The 21,405-nt window shown below is 34.2% G+C and carries 20 protein-coding genes and 1 tRNA gene; 14 read left to right on the top strand and 7 right to left on the bottom strand.

Going from position 1 to position 21,405, the window contains the following annotated elements; all coding sequences use genetic code 11:
• Position 1: 1 nt before the first annotated feature.
• Positions 2 to 1,345 (bottom strand): deoxyguanosinetriphosphate triphosphohydrolase, encoded by a 1,344-nt coding sequence (locus NQ163_RS17015; protein ID WP_268191543.1) that lies wholly within the window; start codon positions 1,343 to 1,345, stop codon positions 2 to 4.
• 399 nt (positions 1,346 to 1,744) lie between these two features.
• On the opposite strand from NQ163_RS17015, the gene NQ163_RS17020 reads away from it, so the two are divergent.
• The 9 genes from NQ163_RS17020 (at position 1,745) to NQ163_RS17060 (ending at position 11,387) form a co-directional block, all read left to right on the top strand.
• Entirely contained in the window at positions 1,745 to 2,464 is a 720-nt protein-coding gene (locus NQ163_RS17020) for an ABC transporter ATP-binding protein (RefSeq protein WP_268191544.1), read from the top strand.
• A gap of 21 nt (positions 2,465 to 2,485) precedes the next feature.
• Entirely contained in the window at positions 2,486 to 3,739 is a 1,254-nt protein-coding gene (locus NQ163_RS17025) for an ABC transporter permease (protein WP_268191546.1), read from the top strand.
• Positions 3,740 to 3,763: 24 nt separating this feature from the next.
• On the top strand, positions 3,764 to 5,014 hold the full coding sequence (locus tag NQ163_RS17030; RefSeq protein WP_268191547.1) for an ABC transporter permease: 1,251 nt from the start codon (positions 3,764 to 3,766) through the stop codon (positions 5,012 to 5,014).
• A 29-nt stretch (positions 5,015 to 5,043) separates the two neighbouring features.
• Positions 5,044 to 6,168 carry an efflux RND transporter periplasmic adaptor subunit gene (locus tag NQ163_RS17035; protein ID WP_268191548.1) on the top strand — a complete coding sequence of 375 codons (1,125 nt, stop codon included), beginning with the start codon at positions 5,044 to 5,046 and terminating at the stop codon, positions 6,166 to 6,168.
• 98 nt (positions 6,169 to 6,266) lie between these two features.
• Positions 6,267 to 7,616, top strand: coding sequence for a TolC family protein (locus NQ163_RS17040; protein WP_268191549.1), 1,350 nt, complete (start codon positions 6,267 to 6,269; stop codon positions 7,614 to 7,616).
• Between the two features lie 208 nt (positions 7,617 to 7,824).
• Positions 7,825 to 8,538 carry a tRNA (adenosine(37)-N6)-threonylcarbamoyltransferase complex dimerization subunit type 1 TsaB gene (gene tsaB / locus NQ163_RS17045; protein WP_268191550.1) on the top strand — a complete coding sequence of 238 codons (714 nt, stop codon included), beginning with the start codon at positions 7,825 to 7,827 and terminating at the stop codon, positions 8,536 to 8,538.
• Between the two features lie 17 nt (positions 8,539 to 8,555).
• A complete protein-coding gene (locus tag NQ163_RS17050) occupies positions 8,556 to 9,320 on the top strand; it encodes a DUF3108 domain-containing protein (protein WP_268191551.1) in 765 nt (254 codons plus the stop codon).
• Between the two features lie 147 nt (positions 9,321 to 9,467).
• Positions 9,468 to 10,037, top strand: coding sequence for an elongation factor P (gene efp, locus NQ163_RS17055; RefSeq protein ID WP_120238242.1), 570 nt, complete (start codon positions 9,468 to 9,470; stop codon positions 10,035 to 10,037).
• Between the two features lie 129 nt (positions 10,038 to 10,166).
• Entirely contained in the window at positions 10,167 to 11,387 is a 1,221-nt protein-coding gene (locus NQ163_RS17060; RefSeq protein ID WP_268191552.1) for a GAF domain-containing SpoIIE family protein phosphatase, read from the top strand.
• Positions 11,388 to 11,436: 49 nt separating this feature from the next.
• Here the strand turns inward: NQ163_RS17060 and NQ163_RS17065 are convergent, their stop codons facing one another.
• The 4 genes from NQ163_RS17065 to NQ163_RS17080 all read right to left on the bottom strand — a co-directional run bounded on the left by NQ163_RS17065 (position 11,437) and on the right by NQ163_RS17080 (position 14,924).
• Positions 11,437 to 11,895, bottom strand: coding sequence for a DUF4625 domain-containing protein (locus NQ163_RS17065; protein ID WP_268191553.1), 459 nt, complete (start codon positions 11,893 to 11,895; stop codon positions 11,437 to 11,439).
• A gap of 73 nt (positions 11,896 to 11,968) precedes the next feature.
• Positions 11,969 to 13,261 carry a tyrosine--tRNA ligase gene (gene tyrS, locus NQ163_RS17070; protein ID WP_268191554.1) on the bottom strand — a complete coding sequence of 431 codons (1,293 nt, stop codon included), beginning with the start codon at positions 13,259 to 13,261 and terminating at the stop codon, positions 11,969 to 11,971.
• A gap of 101 nt (positions 13,262 to 13,362) precedes the next feature.
• The gene (locus NQ163_RS17075; RefSeq protein ID WP_268191555.1) at positions 13,363 to 14,382 is read right to left on the bottom strand and encodes a DUF3667 domain-containing protein; all 1,020 of its coding nucleotides are present in this window, start codon (positions 14,380 to 14,382) and stop codon (positions 13,363 to 13,365) included.
• Positions 14,382 to 14,924: a CvpA family protein gene (locus NQ163_RS17080; RefSeq protein ID WP_268191556.1), complete on the bottom strand. Its 543-nt coding sequence runs from the start codon at positions 14,922 to 14,924 to the stop codon at positions 14,382 to 14,384. Before NQ163_RS17080 ends, NQ163_RS17075 begins: the two co-directional genes overlap by 1 nt.
• Before the next feature lie 133 nt (positions 14,925 to 15,057).
• Between NQ163_RS17080 and NQ163_RS17085 the strand changes: the two genes are divergently transcribed.
• The 4 genes from NQ163_RS17085 to NQ163_RS17100 all read left to right on the top strand — a co-directional run bounded on the left by NQ163_RS17085 (position 15,058) and on the right by NQ163_RS17100 (position 18,751).
• Positions 15,058 to 16,569 carry a GH3 auxin-responsive promoter family protein gene (locus tag NQ163_RS17085; RefSeq protein ID WP_268191557.1) on the top strand — a complete coding sequence of 504 codons (1,512 nt, stop codon included), beginning with the start codon at positions 15,058 to 15,060 and terminating at the stop codon, positions 16,567 to 16,569.
• Positions 16,570 to 16,572: 3 nt separating this feature from the next.
• A complete protein-coding gene (locus NQ163_RS17090; protein ID WP_268191558.1) occupies positions 16,573 to 17,343 on the top strand; it encodes a hypothetical protein in 771 nt (256 codons plus the stop codon).
• Positions 17,344 to 17,443: 100 nt separating this feature from the next.
• Positions 17,444 to 18,058 (top strand): deoxynucleoside kinase, encoded by a 615-nt coding sequence (locus tag NQ163_RS17095; RefSeq protein ID WP_110363597.1) that lies wholly within the window; start codon positions 17,444 to 17,446, stop codon positions 18,056 to 18,058.
• A 78-nt stretch (positions 18,059 to 18,136) separates the two neighbouring features.
• Positions 18,137 to 18,751, top strand: coding sequence for a deoxynucleoside kinase (locus tag NQ163_RS17100; protein ID WP_120238234.1), 615 nt, complete (start codon positions 18,137 to 18,139; stop codon positions 18,749 to 18,751).
• Here the strand turns inward: NQ163_RS17100 and NQ163_RS17105 are convergent.
• Both NQ163_RS17105 and kbl read right to left on the bottom strand, forming a co-directional pair.
• Complete coding sequence (locus tag NQ163_RS17105) at positions 18,748 to 19,401, bottom strand: outer membrane beta-barrel protein (RefSeq protein ID WP_268191559.1); 654 nt, start codon at positions 19,399 to 19,401, stop codon at positions 18,748 to 18,750. The genes NQ163_RS17100 and NQ163_RS17105 overlap by 4 nt on opposite strands.
• A gap of 84 nt (positions 19,402 to 19,485) precedes the next feature.
• A complete protein-coding gene (gene kbl / locus NQ163_RS17110) occupies positions 19,486 to 20,676 on the bottom strand; it encodes a glycine C-acetyltransferase (RefSeq protein ID WP_110363603.1) in 1,191 nt (396 codons plus the stop codon).
• A 648-nt stretch (positions 20,677 to 21,324) separates the two neighbouring features.
• On the opposite strand from kbl, the gene NQ163_RS17115 reads away from it, so the two are divergent.
• A tRNA-Asn gene (locus tag NQ163_RS17115) sits at positions 21,325 to 21,398 on the top strand.
• The last annotated feature ends 7 nt before the right edge of the window (positions 21,399 to 21,405 follow it).

The following is a 21,405-nucleotide window of genomic DNA, read 5'->3' on the forward strand; positions in this document are numbered from 1 at the left end:
TTTACTTTATTTCAGGTAACTCAATCCCTTTTATTTTTCGATACAAATCAAGAGCAAACACATCGGTCATGCCAGATACAAAATCCAATACCGACATGATTTTCTTGTAGTCATTCTCTCCTGAAACATCATACTGCTGAGGAATTAAGGATAGTAGATTTTTCGAATAGAAATTATCTGGTTCCATCACCGCTGAAACAAATTCTTCCAATAAGGTTCCTAAGATTTTATAACCTGCCAATTCAATTTCGATAACCGATCGGTGTCGATAAATCCTCTGAACAGCAACTCCTGTACAGGTTTTATACGCTTGTTTGCAAGTTGGCTCAACCTCCTTGATTAAAGCTCCATTAAATGTTCCACTTAAAATTTCATCGTAATTATCAAGAAAAACATTAACACACTCTCCTACCAATTTACCAATTACACTTGCTCTAATAAATGCAATCTGCTCATTGGTATCAGTTACCTCCTCACAAGTTTCATTTATTCTGTCAAGACTTGATTTTTCTTTTTCAGAATCATAAAAATTTAAAAGGAGCTCCTTGGTTTCTGCAGTACTCAGGATATTTAATTTATGAGCATCCTCGATGTCCATAATTTGATAACAAATATCATCAGCAGCCTCAACCAAATAAACCAAAGGGAAACGTGCATATATTCCCTCACCTATTTCAGGAATCTTAAGCTCTTTGGCAATCTTAAAATAAGATTCTTTTTCGACCTGAAAATATCCATACTTTTTCTTTCCCACTTCAGGTATTTTGTTTGATTCCCATGGATACTTTACTATGGATGCTATGGTAGAATAAGTAAGTGCAAAACCTCCTTTTCTTCTGCCTTTAAAAGCATGTGTCAATAGTCGTAATGCATTTGCATTGCCCTCAAAATTTGTCAAATCGAACCATTCCTCATCACTAAATCGATCTTTAAGCGCTGCACCTTCTCCTTTTTCAAAATAATGCGACAAAGCCTTTTCTCCAGAATGACCAAATGGAGGATTACCCAAATCATGAGCCAAACAAGCTGCGGCTACAATGCTTCCAATTTCTTTGATTCCAGAATCAGCATCTACTTTTTTCTTCTCAATTAATTTTTCTGCCAACAAATTACCAAGCGATCTTCCAACACTGGAAACTTCCAAACTATGAGTTAATCGATTGTGTACAAAAATACTTCCTGGCAACGGAAAAACTTGTGTTTTATTTTGCAAACGACGAAATGGCGATGAAAATATCAACCTGTCATAATCTCTCTGAAATTGAGTTCTCACATCAGTGCTTTCTGGTGAGTGTTTATCTTCTTGTCCGAATCTTTTTGTTGAAAGTAGTTTTATCCAATCCATAATTTAGATTTAAAGCTCCTAAATTACATTAAAATTTCACGTTGCCCGATTTGTTTAGCAATTATTAACAATTCACTACTTCAACCATTATACTGTAGAATCGAATTGTACGCATACGTACAGCCTATGTAATAACATCGTACACATGAGTCATTAAACAAGAACTCAAAAACCTTTTATTTAATTGATTTAGTGACACTTCTATTTAGTGGCACGAGTATTGAAATTAAACCTAGCATTGGGGTGAAGATTTTCTATTTTATTATTATGCTTATTTATTTCGACATTATCCGTTGATAATAAAGGTTTGTCGATAATTGTGTGCGTTGGTCTAAATAAATTTGAGATCCAATCACATAGATTTATTATTGTATATAGATTTTAAAATACATCAATATTATGATCCGATTACAAAACATTCACAAATCGTACATCACCGGAACCAACAAGTTGCATGTACTTAAAGGTATCGATTTGCATATTAAAAAAGGTGAATTGGTATCAATCATGGGATCTTCCGGTTCTGGAAAATCAACATTATTAAATATTCTCGGACTTTTAGATAATCATGACGAAGGAGTTTACGAGCTAAATAACGAGGAAATTAAATCGATGAGCGAAACAAAAGCTGCCAAGCTTCGCAATAATTTGTTGGGTTTTGTATTTCAATCATTTAATCTTATTTCTTTTAAAAATGCTATGGAAAATGTAGCACTCCCATTATATTATCAAAAGGTATCCAGAAAAAAGAGAAATAAACTCGCCCTGGAATATCTTGATAAAATGGGTTTGAAAGAATGGGCACACCATATGCCAAACGAACTTTCGGGAGGACAAAAGCAAAGAGTTGCTGTTGCTCGTGCCATGATTACTGAGCCTAAAATTATTTTAGCTGATGAGCCTACTGGAGCTCTTGACTCGAAAACTTCGGTAGAGGTAATGGAACTCTTAAAAGAAATCAACAAATCGGGAATTACTGTAATTATTGTTACTCACGAAAATGACATTGCCCATATGACCGATAGAATCATCAACTTAAAGGATGGACGTATCGAATCAATCGTAGAGAACAACAAAATTAACAATACAGAATCGGTTCAAATTCCTATTCAGGAATAAACCAAACCCTAATATCAAGCTATGTTCGACAGAGATAAGTGGCAAGAAATATTTAGCACCATCAGAAAAAATAAAACTCGTACCATTTTAACGGGTTTTTCAGTTGCTACGGGAATTTTTATGCTGATTTTCCTTTTGGGAGCAGGAAGAGGTTTACGTAATGGTATGACTTCTGTATTTGCTCAAGATGCAACAAACAGCATGCAAATATTTGGTGGTAGAACTACCAAAGCATATAAAGGAACTCCTGAAGGCAAACGGATCCAAATGGTAAATGATGATTTCCTGAATCTGAAAAAATCAATTCAAAAAATCGATGCGATTTCCGCCATGTCATACATTCCTGGAGCCGAAACAATTTCTTACAAAAATAATTTCGGGAATTTTAATGTATCACCTGTTCATGATACTTACAAGGAAATTAAAAACTTTGAAATCATTAAAGGTAGGTTTCTTAATCAAAACGACCTTGCAGAACACAGAAAGGTTGTTGCCATTCAGGATGAGGTAAAAAAAGTACTTTTCCCAAAAGAAACAGCTCTTAATAAATACATCAATATTAATGATATCAAATTTAAAGTAATTGGTGTTTTTCATCAGTCAAGTTTCGATGATAACTCCAGAGAAATATACATTCCAATTACTGTAGCCCAAAAAATATTCAATAATAACGATCATATTCGCAGAATTTCCTTCACTCTAAATAATGTTTCGGTTGAAGAGAGTCAAAATATTGAAAGGCAGATTACTTATAAAATGGCTGCCAGACACAACTTCAGTAAAGAAGATAAGAATGCACTATGGATTCAGAATAATATTGAAAACTCTCAAACTTTTGCAGGTTTATTTAGTGCAATTGAAATGTTTGTTTGGATCATAGGAATATTCACAATTCTACTAGGTGTAATCGGTGTTTTCAATATCATGATGATTGTGGTGAAAGAACGAACAAAAGAAATTGGTATTCGAAAAGCAATTGGTGCCTCTCCAAATTCTGTTATAGGATTGATCTTAATGGAAGCAATTTTTATTACTGCTGCATCTGGTTATGTGGGATTAATAGCAGGAGTTGGATTATTGGAATCTATAAGTCAATTTGACATTATTGAAAAAGTTTATCCGCCAGCTGCAATCTATTTTATAGATCCTCAGGTTGATCTTGGTATAGCAATAGGCGCAACTATAGTATTGGTAATTACTGGTGCTTTGGCAGGATTTTTTCCAGCACGAAAAGCTGCAGCCATCAGACCAATAGAAGCTTTAAGAGATGAATAATACGAATTTATAAACGACATTAGAATGTTCGATCTAGATAAATGGCAGGAAATTACTGCCGCACTAAAAAAGAATAAACTCCGCACAATCCTTACGGGATTGGGTGTAATGTTTGGGATTCTTATTTTGGTAACTCTACTGGGAATAGGAAGAGGATTTCAAAATAACATTCAATCTTCTTTGGGAAACTTTGCAACCAACTCAACTGTGTTTTGGGTAGAAAGAACCACAAAAGCCTACAAGGGATTGCCAAGAAATAGATTCTACCGTTTTACCAATGATGATTTGGTTGCTTTAAAGCAAGGAATTCCAGAATTGGAACACATTGCTCCTGACATTAATGGCTGGAGTGGTGGTGCAACTCACAATACATTCCGAAATGAGAAAAAAGGAAATTTCAGAATCAAAGGGACATCTCCCGAAATGAACATGGTAAATCCTGTTGAAGTTATTTCAGGAAGGTTTATCAACGAGAATGACCTTAAAGAATTCCGAAAAGTAATTACCATTGGCCCACGCGTTAAGGAACTAATGTTTGAGGAAGATGAAGATCCAATTGGACAATACCTTAAAGTGAATGGTATCTTTTTCAAAATCATTGGTGAGATCAAACCTTTGAGCAATAACATGGGGAATCGAGATGATATCATTCAGTTGCCTTACACTACCCTCCAACAATTGTATAATTACGGAGATAAATTCTATGTATTCCTGGCAACTGCTAAGGTGGGTGAATCTGTAGCTGAATTGGAAGATAAAATATTCGAAATTCTGGCTCGTCGCCACTCCATACATCCAGAAGATAATCAAGCAATTGGACACTTCAACATTGCAAAAATATTCAATAAGATATTTGGATTATTTAATAGTATTGGATTCTTATTTTGGGTCATTGGTTTTGGTGTTCTAATTACAGGTGTAATTGGTGTAAGTAATATCATGCACGTTGTTGTGAAAGAAAGAACCAAAGAACTTGGAATTAAGCGTGCCATTGGAGCCAAACCTGCATTAGTTGTGGGTCAAATCATTAACGAATCGGTGTTCTTAACCACTTTTGCAGGATTTTGGGGATTGGTACTTGGGGTTGTTATTGTTGAGTTAATTGGCAAAGCAACCGAAGGGAGTCCTAACCCACAAATATTAAATCCTTATGTTGATATCAATGTTGCATTTATAGCTCTCGGTGTTTTGGTGTTTTTTGGTGTTCTTGCTGGACTTTTACCAGCACAAAGAGCCATTAAAATCAAACCTGTTGATGCTTTGAGATACGAATAAAAGTCATAAATCTGAAAATAATACAAGTCATGAAAAAAGTTCTAAGAATCTTAATGGTTGTAGGATTAATCGTCCTTTTTGTAGGAACCATTTTTTTCCTTTATAAAAAGTCGCAGGACAAACCTGTAGTATACAACACCAAATCTCCTGAGATTACTGACATTGTTAAAAAAACAATTGCAACAGGTTCGGTTGTGCCTAGAAAAGAAATTGAAATTAAACCTCAAGGTGTTTCTGGTATCATCGAAACTTTATATGTTGAAGCTGGTGAAATGTTGAAAAAAGGTGATCCAATTGCAAAAATTAAGATCATTCCTGACATGATTAACCTTAACAGTGCAGAATCACGCGTTAATGTTGCAAAAATTAATTTCGAAGATTCTGAAATTAACTACAATCGTGATAAAGCTTTGTATGATAAAAAAGTAATTTCTGAATCAGATTTCCAGAAAACTCAATTGGCTTATCGCAACTCACGTGAAGAATTGCAATCGGCAAAAGATAATTTACAGCTGATTAAAGAAGGTGTTACCAAAAAATCAGCAAATGCAACAAACACGATCATTCGTTCAACTATTGAAGGTATGATTTTGGATATTCCAATTAAGGAAGGTAATTCTGTAATTCAATCCAATACTTTTAACGATGGTACAACCGTAGCTATCGTAGCAGATATGGGTGAAATGATTTTCCAGGGTAAAGTTGACGAAACTGAAGTTGGAAAAATTAATCAAGGAATGAACCTAAAACTTACCATTGGTGCTATTGAGGATGTTAAATTTGATGCAAATCTTGAATACATATCACCAAAAGGTGTTGAAGAAAATGGTGCAATTCAGTTTGAAATTAAAGCTTCAGTTAAACTAAACGACAAATACTTTATTCGATCAGGATATAGTGCAAATGCTGAAATAGTATTGGACAAAAGAGAAAAAGTACTTGCTGTTAACGAAAGCTTGTTAGAGTTTGAAAATGACTCAACCTTTGTTGAAGTAGAAACTTCTCCTCAAGAATTTGAAAGACGCTTTATCAAAACTGGATTATCTGACGGAATTAATATAGAGGTTTTAGAAGGTATTACCAAAGATGACAAACTTAAGGGTGAGAAGAAGAAAAAATCAGATATGATTAAAGAAAATAAAAAGAATGATTAAGCAAGCTTTGTAAAGAGCATAATATTGCACATATTTATCATATCAAAATCGTTTTTATAATTGCCTAAACCGTAGTACGGATTATAAAACAAAAACAAATGAAAAAATTATTATTCCCGCTAATTGCAATTGTATTTATATTCTCTTCAGCAAATGCTCAAGAAAAATGGAGCTTAGAGAAATGCATCAACTATGCGAAAGAACACAACATTGACCTTCAATTACGTCAATTAGAAGCTGAAGTTCAATCCAATAACACGAAACAGTCTAAATATAACCTACTACCTAATTTAAATGGTAACATGGGGTATAACTTTGGATTTGGGCGAACAAAAACTGCTGCTGATACTTATTCCAATGATGATAGCCAAACAGGATCATTAGGCTTATCATCAAGTGTTACTTTGTTTAATGGCTTTCAGAAATATAATTCAATAAAACAAAATCAGCTTGACTTACAAGCTAGTCTGCAAGATGTAGAGAAGGCTAAAGAAGATTTGGCTTTAAATATCACTTCTTCCTATTTGAATATTCTTTTCAACAAAGAATTGTTGCAAGTAGCTCAGGAAAAATTAAAAGTTACCAAACTTCAGATTAAAAGAACCGAAGCTTTGGTTGAAGCAGGAACGCTTCCTAAAGGAACTTTAATGGAGCAAAATGCCCAAGCAGCCAGAGAAGAATTAGAGGTTGTAAATTCATCTAACAACTTAGATTTGGCTTTACTTGATTTGGCACAATTGCTAGATCTTGAAAATCCAGCTGAATTCGACATTAGCACTCCTGAATTGCCAGTATTGAATGCAACTCGTTCTATGGTAGATCCTGAATCCGTATTCATTAACGCCTTGGAATTCAGACCTGAAATGAAAGCTGCAAGATACAGATTAGAGAGTTCTGAAAAAGGACTTGTAATAGCAAAAGGTCAAAGAGCTCCTTCTCTTTCATTGTCTGGTTCCTGGGGGTCAAGTTATAGAAAAGACTTTCCAGAATTCAATGGTGCAGGTGATCTTATTAGAAAAGAAATGAAGTTAAATGACCAATTAAAATTATTTGAATACAAAAGCATTGGTTTCAACTTAAACATCCCGATTTTTAACGGTGGTCAAGTAAATAGAAATATTGCTAACGCTAAGGTTAACATCAACCGTTACAAGTTGAATATGGAAAACTCGAAGAACATCTTGAGAAAAGAAATTCAACAAGCTCATGCAAATGCTAAAGCAGCAATGAACAAATATTTTTCGAGTGAAACTGCAGTTTCCTCAACCGAAGAAGCATTCCGTTATACAGAAGAAAAATTCAACTTAGGCTTGGTAAATTCAGTTGACTACAACCAGGAAAAAAACAACCTGTTTCAAGCCAAATCAAACTTGCTTCAGGCAAAATACGAATACATTTTCAGAACAAAGATTCTTGACTTTTACAATGGCATCGAGATAAAATTATAATCAAGTTTAAATATAACAACTCTAAAAACTCTCAACTGGTTTCGGTTGAGAGTTTTTTTATTCCATTTACGTGTCTGATAATTCTCAATTGTCTTAATAATAATAGGTTCAAGTTTTGATCTAACAAACTAAAGTGCAATTTACTGATGTAATTCATTTAGTTTTCGCATTTTATCATTTATTTTGCAGTGATTTAAAAATTTAGAACATGGCATTACTTTTAAATATCGAAACATCAACAGCAATTTGTTCTGTTGCATTGGGGAAAGACGGGAAATTATTGGCTTTAAAAGAAAACAAAGAAGGCATGAAGCATGCAAGCCATCTTACTGTTTTCATCGAAAATATACTAAAAGAAAACAATTTAAGCACAGCTGATTTAGATGGTGTGGCAATTAGTATGGGCCCAGGTTCTTATACAGGTTTGCGAATTGGTGTATCAACAGCCAAAGGTATTTGCTACGGGGCAGGAATTCCGTTAATCGCAGTTAGTACATTACAATCAATGACAAAAGCCTTGCAAAACAATTCTGATTTATCTTCTCTATTAAAAAATCAGGAAAAAGCTTTGTTTTGTCCTATGATTGATGCCAGAAGAATGGAAGTGTATACAGCATTCTACAATGCAAATACTGAATTGGTAAAAGATATTTCTGCTGATATTATCGATGAAAACTCATTTGCAAATGAACTTTCAGAACAAGAGATTGTTTTCTTTGGTGATGGATCAGGCAAATGCAAAGATGTGATCACAAATGAAAATGGCATCTTTCTTGATGATGTAAATGCAACTGCAGTTGGAATGATTGAATTGGCAGAGAATAAATTCAACAAAAATGAACTGGAAGATGTTGCTTATTTTGAACCATTTTATTTGAAAGATTTTGTAGCAACAACGCCTAAAAAGAATATCTTTAATTAAGAACTAAAATAATGCGTATGCTGAGATTTACACTATTTTTAATTTCCTTATTTGTACTATCGACAAGTACATATTCAAATACGCCTGTAAAATCAGCTGATAAAGGGGAACATTTAAAATATGTAATCCATTATGGCATTGTAAGAGGTGGAAAAGCCAGCTTGAAACTTAAGTCAGATAAGATTAATGGCAAAGAAGTATATCATGCTACTTTAACAGGTCGAACCGTTGGCTTATTTAATACTCTTTATCGTGTTAAGGATACCTACGAAAGTTTTTTCGATAAAGAAACATTACTTCCAATAAAAGCCATTCGAGATATTAAGGAAGGAAGTTATAAAAGATATAACGAAGTTACTTTTGATCGGGAACAAAATCAAATTAACAGTCAACGATCGGGAATTAAAGATGTTCCTGTTGGTATTCATGATATCCTTTCTGCTTTTTATTTCGCTCGTGCGTATTATTTTAATTCAGACCTGGAAGTTGGTCAGGTAGTTAAAATCCAAACTTATTTTGCAGACGAAGAATTTTTACTGCAATTTAGATTTATGGGGTATGAAAATATAAAAAGCAAAATTGGAAATGTGAAATGCTACAAGTTTATTCCAATTGTTCAAACCGGACGTGCATTTGAGGACGAAGACGATATGAAAATATGGATCTCTGCAGATGCCAACAAAATTCCTGTGCGTGTACAATTCGATCTATTTTTGGGATCTCTGCGTTGCGATCTGATAAATTTTTCAAATTTTTCCACAAGTTCGCTTCGTAAGAATTAAAATTATTTATTTCTCATAGCTATCTATATCAAACAAAAACACTTAATATTTTAGATTATTAATTGTTTCAATTACTTTTGCAAAAATTAATGAGATCAAATACTCATTATAAATTGAAATCGATTATAAAATTAAATTCATAATATCATGGCAAGTACTGCAGATTTTAAGAATGGAATGTGTATCCATTATAAGGATGATTTATATACAATTATTCAATTTCAACACGTTAAACCAGGAAAAGGTCCAGCTTTCGTAAGAACTAAGCTTAAAAACGTTAAAACTGGTAAAATTATCGATAACACTTTTAACTCTGGTGTTAAAGTTGATGTTGCAAGAATTGAAAGACGTCCACATACGTTTCTTTACAAAGATGACATGGGTTACAACCTAATGCACACTGAAACTTATGAGCAAATCGCACTTGAAGAATCTTTATTTAATGCTCCTGACTTGTTAAAAGATGGAGATCCAGTTGAAGTTGTTGTGCACGCTGATACAGAAACTCCTCTATATGCAGAATTACCTGCCCATGTAACAATGCAAGTTACTTATACTGAGCCAGGTCTTAGAGGTGATACTTCATCAACAAATTCATTAAAACCTGCTACAATTGAAACCGGAGCAACAATCATGGTTCCATTGTTTATTAATACCGACGATGTAATTAAAGTTGACACTCGTGATCACAGCTATGTAGAGCGTGTAAAAGCTTAATATCTGTAATCTTATCATACAAAAAGGATTCTTCATGGAATCCTTTTTTTATTCCCCTCCCTCAAATTGTGTGAAGAATCAATATTTATTAATTTAGAGGAAACCTAATTCTCTAAAAACCCCACTATAGTGATTAAGCAACAAGCCGTAAACAGTAAGTTTAAGCTAGATCAAATCTTAAAAATCACACAAGCAATCAACGAAAATTTATCTGTTGAAGATCTGCTCAAACAATATGAAGACATCCTATTTAACGAGCTAAAGATTGGCAAAATTGTCGTTTTTAAATTCAATTCTACTTGGGAGAAGTTGCTAATTTCGGGTGTTACCAATGGTACTATTGATAATATCAAAATCGAGAATGATTTAGCAAAGCATGATGAAATTACCTATATTTCAACTGACTTTCCCGAACACCTCAGAATCTTTGATTTCTTAATTCCCGTATTTCATAAAAAATCAGTTCTTGCCTATATTCTTATTGGCGATTTAGATGAAGAAATGGAAGGAATGAGCCCTGCCATTAAGCACCTGGCCTTTATTCAAACCATTTCCAATATTATAATTGTAGCCATGGAGAATAAGCGAATGCACAAGCAGTTGATCGCCCAAGAGGCAATAAAAAAAGAAATGGAACTGGCTTCAAAAATTCAAAACTTATTGATTCCAAATCAAAACTCACTCCCACAAAACGAGTATATTGCATCACAAGGTTACTATCAGCCACACTTCGAAATAGGTGGCGATTATTACGACTTCATCAATTTTAATGATCAGGAATTGGGCTTTTGTATTGGCGATGTTTCGGGAAAAGGAATCCCTGCAGCCCTTATCATGTCAAACTTCCAAGCAACTTTACGAGCTCTTTTTAACCCAGATACTCCTTTGGACGAATTGATGAATAAATTGAATCAAAAGGTCTGTGAAAGCTCTAGCGATGAAAAATTCTTAACCCTATTCATAGGTGTTTACAACTACACGACCCGAAAACTTCGATATGTAAATGCAAGTCATCATCCTCCAATTTTGTATAACTACAAAACCAAAGAAACAACACAATTAAAAAAAGGTTGTATTGGCTTGGGAATGCTTGATGAAATCCCCATGGTATTGGTAGGAGAAGTTACCATTAAAGATCACTCTAAATTACTTTGCTATACAGATGGATTAGTTGAATTAGAGGTAGATGATAAAATGGAAGTTGGCATGCAATTAATCAGTAATTTATTCTCAAATAATAATAACATAAAAGATACATTTCTTGATTTAACCATGCACATAGATCTTGGTAAAAAGAACAAAGCTGTAGTGGATGATATTGCCTTGTTTGGTATAGAGTTTAAAGCATAAAAAAAAGGATCGGGCTACCGATCCTTTTTTATTATATTCTTAATTCAAATTATTGAATTTGAAAATCCTTCACAGCAGAATTTGTTTTACCCGAAGCATCGGTCAATGTAACAGTTAATTTGTACATCCCCTTTTTTGCAACAGTATTTTCACCGAAACGAGTTGAAACCGGGAAACTTACAGACTTAGATTTTTCACCTTTAATGCTTGGCAATGTATTTCCTTCAGCATCTGTTAAATCAGAATTTGAATCAAAGGAAAAATCCTTATAAGTTTTCACCGTCATACCAATCGCATTTGAAAAAGCAATTTGCACTCTGTATGATTCAAGCTCCATATCATCGCTTGCTGAAAATGCCACAGTATAATTATCTCCTGCTTTTACAGTTGATGCACTTGTAATGCTTACAGTTGGGTTTTTCTCATCAACAGGATCACTACCGCCGCCGCCGCAACTCATCATTCCAACAGAGAACAATACCACTAAGGCATACTTTAATAATTTCATAAATTTAATTTTTTGGTTATGATTTGGTTTTTGATTTTACTTTATCCTTTAAAAATAAAGCAATAGCATTAAATTAACAAGCCACAACTAAGAAATAATTCTTTTTCCCCTTCTGAACAAGAAAATACTTATCCGCAATAAGGTGTTCATTTGTTACTACCAGTTCAGAATTCTGAACCTTTTCCTTATTGATACTAATTGCATTTCCTTTGAACAATCTTCTTAACTCTCCTTTTGATGGAAACACCTCAGCTTTAACTGCTAAAAGTTCCAAAATATCAACTCCCGCTTCAAACTCCGATTTATCTACATTAAATTGAGGAACTCCTTCAAAAACTGACAAGAAAGTATCTTCATCAAGTTTTTTTAATACATCAGCTGTAGCTTTACCAAACAAAATTTGTGAAGCTTCAACTGCCGTATTGTAATCCTCTTCAGAGTGAATCATGATCGTTACCTCTTTCGCCAAACGTTGCTGAAGTTTACGCAAGTGCGGAGCTTCTTTGTGCTCTTCTACCAAAGCTGCTATTTCTTCTCTTGGGATTAATGTGAAAATTTTGATATATTTTTCTGCATCCTCATCCGAAGTATTTAACCAAAATTGGTAGAATTTATATGGAGAAGTACGCTTTGGATCCAACCAAATATTTCCCGATTCAGTTTTTCCAAATTTACCTCCATCTGCTTTGGTAATCAATGGACAAGTAATGGCCCAAGCAGTACCACCTTCTTTTCTTCTAATTAATTCGGTACCAGTAGTAATGTTTCCCCACTGATCCGAACCTCCCATTTGTAATTTACAGTTTTTAGAACGATACAATTCCAAAAAGTCTGTTCCTTGAACCAACTGGTAGGTAAACTCGGTGAAAGACATTCCTACTTTTGATTCAGAACTTAATCTTTTCTTTACAGAATCCTTACTCATCATGTAATTTACAGTGATGTGCTTTCCAATATCACGAATGAAATCAAGGAATGAAAAGTCCTTCATCCAATCGTAATTGTTCACCATTTCAGCAGCATTCTCAGCATCAGAATCAAAATCCATAAATTTTGACAACTGCGCTCTTAAACACTCCTGGTTGTGACGTAAAGTTTTTTCGTCCAACAAATTTCTTTCCTGAGATTTTCCCGAAGGATCACCAATCATACCTGTTGCACCTCCAACCAACACAATTGGCTTATGTCCTGCTACCTGAAAGTGCTTCAACATCATTACACCAACCAAGTGACCAATGTGAAGAGAATCTGCAGTTGGGTCAATTCCCACATATGCTGATGTCAATTCTTTTTGAAGTTGTTCTTCTATTCCTGGCATCATATCGTGAATCATGCCACGCCACTGTAGTTCCTCAATAAAATTCATGTTTTCTATTTTTTTCCTTATTTGGATATATTTATCCTATTTTTTAATCGAACGACAAAGATAAGAATTTTGCCGTTTCTTTTCCCCTATTAAATTGGTTCTTAAGCTACCATTGCCACCAAACTCATAATGATTCCCGTGAAAAGTAGAATGTTATAGATAAAGGATACAAATACAAACTTAAAAAAGGTCTTTACCCACGATTGTTTGTAGTAAAATTTCATGGTCAGGAACAGTTGAATCGGAATTAAAAAGTACAGGTACAAAGCCAGCGTACTAAGAAACTCCAAGTTCACCATCAGCAACAATTCACTAATGATGACGAGCACAAAAATGTATGCATGAAAATTGAGTGAAATCAACAGATGTTCAAGCATATAGTGTTTCCTTCTGACATACATCAAAGCTAGAGCTAAGGCAAAAAGAGGCAAAATAACCAAGAGTGTTTGCGATAATTTCTTGAAAGCAGTATCCATCATCAGCGAAGGATTTAACTTCCACATTTCAATAAGTTTTTTCACATCACTGTCTCCAATCAGACCGCCATCTTTTTCTTTCTTTGCTTTCAAGGAATCTTTTGCAACATTCTTCTTGCCAATATGAATTGCAACGCCCCCATTCTTTTTTTTAAACTCTGCTAAAGAATCTAATTTCAGACTATCTGCATCATACTCTTCCTCATCAACCATTTCCTCCAAGAAGGAAACCATATCCAGTTTCTTACCATCATCCGTTTCAACAGTCAATTCTTTGGCTGCTGCACTTTCTGGTTTGTGATTATAAGCCAGCAATAAAAAGGCAAAAAAAGTTAAAAACAGGTACAATCGAAAAGGTGGAGTATACCGGGCTCTTCTCCCCCGCATAAATTCCCTGGTTAAGTAACCCGGCTTTAAAAACAGGGGAACCAATGTATGTATTAATCTATTATCAACAGACAATGCATCGCCTACAGATTCACTTACAACAGTCCAAAACGGACGTTGAAAACTTTTTGTTGACTGACCACAATTCGAGCAAAACTTCCCATTAACGGGAAATTCACAATTGGGACAAAAACCTTCGAAATGCTGAACTCTTCTTTTGGGTAATTTTCTGAGGTACTTCTTAATTCTTTGCTTCATTATACTTCAACAGGTAGTTGTTTTTGGACCTTTTCCTTTATTTTGTCGGTAGTATCTCCTAAATCTGAGTTAAATATATCGAATATGGTTTCTGACACTTGTACCATTGGTTTATAAAACAAGCTTTCCTCCTTTTTCTCCTTTGAAATAAAATCAAACTTCTGATCTAAAAAATTCACAAAGTATACCAATATACTTAAAATAAGAACCCCTTTTATCAACCCAAACACAGCTCCCAACAAGCGATTTATCATACCTAAAGCGACTGCCTCAATCAAAGAATTCAACATCTTACCCAAAACGTTTAAGACAATCACTATTACCAAAAATGTGGAAATAAAAGCAATAATTCCCATGTAATTTGAATGGTAATCGAATTGGTTCTCAATGAATTCCGCAGTAAAATCTGAAAAATGAATGGCTCCGTAAATTCCTAAAATTAAAGCCAGTAAAGTAGCAATTTCAATAATTAGTCCTTTGGTAAATCCTTTATATATGGCATAAATTAAAGGCAAGCCAATTAGGATATCAAGTATGTTCATAATGGGTTAGTTATAATTATCAATAGACGATCAAAGATAAGAAAAATCAACATAATGACCTTAATTTAGAATGAACTAAGACAATATACCTGTTAAAAAATATTTATATTTAAGACAGCAAAAACGTTAAAAAATGGCATTTATCAACTCTCTTGTCAGCTGGTTAAATACCAAAAGACTTTCGCAAATAGATTTTTTCAAGGAGCATCCTATTGAAATACAGAAAGAAACTCTCACTCAATTATTGAATCAGGCATCTGATACTGAGTGGGGACGAAAGTACGACTTTAAGTCCATGCAATCTCTGCAAGACTTTAAAGAAAGACTTCCTATATTAACATACGAAGACATAGAAAAGTATATTCAACGCCTGAGAAATGGCGAACAAAATATTTTTTGGCCTTCAGAAATCAAATGGTTTGCAAAATCATCGGGTACTACCAATTCAAAAAGTAAATTTATACCGGTTAGTAAAGAAGCTCTTGAAGATTGTCATTTTAGAGGTGGTAAAGATATTTTAGCCATTTATACATCTCTTTATCCTAATACCGGTATTCTATATGGAAAAGGATTAACCTTGGGAGGCAGTCATCAAATCAACAACATGAACAATGATTCTTACTATGGGGATTTGTCTGCCATTTTGATTCAAAATTTACCTTTCTGGGCTGATTTTATTCGTACTCCTGATACTTCAATTGTATTGCTGGATGAATGGGAAGAGAAATTACACAAAATGACTGAGGCAACATTAAACGAAAATGTTACCAGTCTTTCTGGCGTTCCGTCATGGTTCCTGGTATTACTGAAACACATTCTAAAAGTATCAGGTAAAAATCACATCCATGAAATTTGGCCAAATTTGGAACTTTTCGTTCATGGTGGTGTAAGTTTTACACCTTATCGCGAACAGTTTAAAGAGATATTGCCTTCATCTCAGATGAATTATCTGGAAACCTACAATGCTTCAGAAGGATTCTTTGGGATTCAAGATAATCCAAATGATGAAGCCATGTTACTAATGCTTGATTATGGCATTTATTATGAATTTATTCCATTGGAAAATGTGAATGATGAAAATCCTAAAGCCATTAGTCTGGAAGATGTTGACTTGCATAAAAACTATGCAATGCTAATTACTACCAATGGGGGACTTTGGAGATATCAAATTGGCGATACCATTCATTTTACTTCTAAATCGCCATTCAAATTTAAAATCTCAGGAAGAACAAAGTTATATATCAATGCTTTTGGTGAGGAGTTAATTATTGACAATGCCGAAAAGGCAATGAAAATAGCTTGTACTAAAACCAATTCGGTGATTAAGGAGTATACTGCAGCTCCGGTTTTCATGGATAAAAACCAGAAAGGAACACACCAGTGGTTGATTGAATTTGAGCAAGCGCCGCAAAATATTGATGAATTTAATTACATTCTTGATAATGCATTAATGAGTCTGAATTCGGATTATGAAGCCAAACGCTACAAAAACATCACACTCGAAAAACCAATTGTAAGCATTGCTAAGAAAGGATTATTTTACAACTGGCTAAAATCTAAAGGAAAACTTGGAGGGCAAAATAAAGTTCCTCGTTTATCCAATAACCGAACATTAATTGAAGAATTGCTTAAAGACAATCAATAGCATATGCAGATTTTACTCATTTGGTTTTTATCTGTTCTTAACTTATATCAACCTACAAAAATTAATACTCCTTGCGATTTCTTCGAAATTGATCACATGGGAAATGTATATGTGGCAAATGGGTCCCAATTGTCAAAGTACAACTCTGAGGGAAAGCAAGTTTGTAATTTTTCTGATTCTTCTTTAGGGAGTATCAGTTCTATTGATGTTTCAGATCCTTTGAGAATTGTAGTCTTTTATCGAGATTTTAATCAGATAATTTATCTAAACAATAAATTATCTACCATTGGCAATGAGATTGACTTGTACGATTTTTCGGATAACGAAACTGAAATTGTATGCAATTCGCAGAAAGGTGGCTTTTGGATGTACAACTCGATACAAAAACAAGCCACTCACATCACCAATAATGGTGAAATAGCAGACCAAACTATTTTGTTGGGATCTTTTTTTGAGGAAGCAGAGATCACAAAAATTTACGAACACAATAGTTATCTGTATTTACTTTACAAGAATAAAGGCATTTTACAGTTGGATCAAAATGGTCAATTTGTTCGAAAGCTGTCTTTTAAAAATCTTCAAGACTTCCAGCTAATTGGAAACAACATCTATTACCAAGATCATATTGGTATCCATCTTTATCAAGCTCTAAATCAATCCCATCAATTAATCTATTCAAAAAAAGATCCTTCTAAGTCAATTATCAGATGCTATAAGGATAGGATCTTTATTGGAAATGAAGATTCTATCTCAATTAAAACTCTAAGTTTCTGATTAAAAACCAAGTGCATTTATTCTCATTGATAAGGGGTTGATATCCAAAAAAATATTACTAATTTTAGTTGCATTTTTCCACTAATAACTAAACATAAATATGCACATTGCTGTAGCGGGAAACATTGGTGCCGGGAAAACAACACTGGCTGGATTATTGGCAAAACATTACGGTTGGGAAGCTCATTTCGAAGATGTGGACGACAATCCATATTTAAATGATTTTTACGACGATATGAATCGTTGGTCCTTCGCCTTGCAAATCCATTTTTTAAATAGCAGATTCAATCAGGTTCTGGCTTTACGCGAATCTGGAAAAGATATCATTCAGGATAGAACAATATATGAGGACGCATACATATTTGCTCCAAACCTTGAATCAATGAATTTAATGCCTAAAAGAGATTTTGACAATTACCTGTCTCTTTTCGATATTATGAGTTCATTAATTCAGCCACCTGATTTATTGATCTACCTAAGAGCTTCTATTTCTACCTTAGTTGAACACATTCAGGCCAGAGGGCGTGATTACGAAGAAACCATTCGACTGGATTACTTAAAGAGATTGAATGAAAGATATGAAGCCTGGATTAATGGTTATACAAACGGAAAGCTTTTAATCATTGATGTTGATGATATTGATTTCCTAAATAATCCTAAAGACTTGAGCTCAGTAATCACTAAGATTGATGCTCAACTTCATGGACTTTTTTAATTCTAAATGATGAGTTAATCATTATGAGTTGAACTTGTAATTTTTGATTCTTAATTCATAACTGATAATTATAATACAATGCATATAGCCGTAGCTGGTAACATCGGATCAGGAAAAACTACCTTAACAGAATTATTAGCCAAACATTACAAATGGGAAGCTCATTACGAGGATGTGGATGAAAATCCGTACCTAAATGATTTTTACGACGACATGCAGCGTTGGTCATTCAATCTGCAAATCTATTTTTTAAAAAGTCGCTTCACCCAAATAATGGATATCCGCAATTCGGGAAAAAATGTGGTGCAGGATCGTACCATTTTCGAAGATGCCAAAATTTTTGCTCCTAACCTATACGATATGGGTTTAATGTCGGAACGCGACTTTAAAAACTATTGTAACCTGTTTCAACTAATGAGTTCAATGGTTCAGGCACCCGATTTATTAATATACTTGCGTTCTTCGGTGCCTACCCTTGTAAATCAAATTCAAAAAAGAGGTCGCGATTACGAAGAAACGATCCGATTGGATTATTTGAAGAACTTGAATAACAGATATGAAAACTGGATTTCCAACTATAACAATGGTAATTTGTTGATTGTTGATGCTGACAACATCGATTTCCTTGAAAATCCAGCTGATTTAAATAGTATTGTGGACAAAGTTGAAGCGAAGATTCACGGGCTATTTTAAAATCTGTAAAAGAAACCTATTGATAATTCGGGGAGTGAGATTTTATCGAATCCTAAATAATATGGATATTCCTCCCCAGATTCATCCTTTGCCGTAACTGAATCAGGAAAGTTAGTAATAAAAGTATACCTCAGGTTCATATCAAAGCTCCATGTATCGGATATGTGATATAAAAAACCAATATTTGGAGCCAAACCTACTTTATTTTCGGTAATTGTTCGCTTACTGTTACTAGAACCTGAAGAAGAAGCTGTATAATCGATTTCATTCCGATAATAAAAATATCCGAAAGCAAGTGAAGCATAAGGCTTAAAATCTCGGTCCCAGGCATCGAAATAGTATGATGCTCGAAGTAAGGCAGAACCAATATTGTAGTTTACATCATAGCTTCCCAAATGGCTTCCATCCCAAAATTTATCTTGCCCCAGCAAACTAAAAGACAATTCTGCTCCAACGCTTAATTTCTTGTTCAGCATTTTTCTCCCGGTCAAACGAAAGTTTGGACCTCCATTTGCCTGATCACCAAAATCGCCAAGAGGCAACTGGTAACCAATCGATCCACCAACAAAATAGTTTTGATCTTTATAGTACTGAGAATAAGATTCAAAAGAAAAAAACAGAACTAAAAACAAGAATAAATATCGCTTCATCATCTTTATTTAATTTGTTGGAACTAAATTATAAAAAAACCGGAAACTCAAATGAGCCTCCGGTTTCAATTTTTATTGTGAGTTCTATTCAATCACTTTTAATTCCTTACCAATCTTGATAAATGCTTCCAAAGCTTTATCCAAATGCTCTTTTTCGTGCGCAGCAGAAAGCTGAATACGGATACGAGCTTGTCCTTTTGGTACAACTGGATAATAGAATCCAATCACATAAATTCCTTCATCCAACAATTTTGCAGCAAATTGCTGAGAAAGTACTGCATCGTATAACATCAAAGCGTTAATTGCAGAATCAGATGGCTTCACATCGAAACCTGCTTTTAATAATCCTTCACGGAAATATTGAGCATTCCAGATTACTTTATCTCTCAACTCAGTTGATTCGCTCAACATATCGAATACTGCGATAGAAGCTCCTACAATCACTGGAGACAATGAGTTTGAGAACAAATAAGGACGTGAACGTTGACGCAACATATCAATAATTTCAGCCTTACCAGTAGTAAATCCACCTAGTGCTCCACCCAATGCTTTTCCTAATGTAGAAGTAATGATATCTACACGATCCATACATTTGTGGTATTCGTGAGTTCCACGACCAGTTTCACCAATAAAACCTGATGCATGGCTATCATCAACCATTACCAATGCATTGTATTTATCTGCTAAATCACAAATTTCGTTCAACCTTGCAATATCACCGTCCATTGAGAAAACACCATCGGTTACAATGATACGGTAACGCTGAGCTTGAGAAACTTTTAATTGTTCTTCCAGGTCAGCCATATCAGCGTGCTTGTAACGGTAACGAGCAGCTTTACACAAACGAACTCCATCAATAATAGAAGCATGGTTTAGTTCATCCGAGATAATTGCATCATCCTTTGTGAACAATGGCTCAAAAACACCACCATTAGCATCAAAAGCTGCTGCATATAAAATGGTATCTTCCATACCGAAGAACTTAGCTATCTTTTGCTCTAATTCTTTATGAATATCAGTAGTTCCACAAATAAAACGAACCGAAGACATTCCATAACCGTGAGAATCTAAAGCTTTTTTAGCTCCTTCCATTACACGTGGGTGTGATGATAATCCAAGGTAATTGTTAGCACAGAAATTTAATACTGTCTCACCAGTATTCACTTTAATTTCTGCTCCCTGTGGAGTTGTAATGATTCTCTCGTTTTTGTACAAACCAGCATCTTTAATGCCTTGTATCTCTTCAGCAAGATAGTCTTTGAATTTTCCGTACATGTGTATGTTGTTTTAGATTTTAACCTGAGTTCGATTTAAAATATTCGACACAGAAAGTTATATTAGTTCAAGGTTTGATTTAAAAATTCTAAAAAGAATACTGGAGTATTTTGAAGAATTTTTAAAGTAAAGATTGGATGAAGATGACTTTCACCTTATTTCAATATTTTTTGCATAAATCGCTTCATATTTTTTTGAATTATCCCGATAGTTCTTCAAAAATATGAAACAATTTCTCCTAAAAAACTTTTGAAACTGTGTACATATTTTAAACTGAACTCAGGTTACTTGAATTATCGTTTGAAAATTACAATCCAAAATTACAATAAAATTCGTCTCTAAAAGCAGGGAATTTCTGTTTTTTATATGCCTTTTTCAACATACGGAAGTAATCTTTACTGTATTTATTAAATTTTTACTACAATCTTACTTTTCCACCCCACACTCCCCATCAATATTGATAAACAATCAGATAGGAACAAATCCTTATTACTCTACAGAAAGCAGGAAGAAAAAAAATGAATCTTTTTTGAAAAAATATTGAAATAGCTGTTGCATTATTGAGGAAAACCTGTTAGTTTTGCATCGCAATTTTCCTCAAGAAACACAGTTCAAACGTGAGGTGTAGAGGAAAATTAGGAGTTATACTCCTCCTTAGCTCAGCTGGTTAGAGCACCTGACTGTTAATCAGGGGGTCCTAGGTTCAAGTCCTAGAGGGGGAGCAAAAAA

Source organism: Marinifilum sp. D737, from assembly GCF_026672275.1.
In the GTDB taxonomy this organism is placed as follows: Bacteria; Bacteroidota; Bacteroidia; order Bacteroidales; family Marinifilaceae; genus Marinifilum.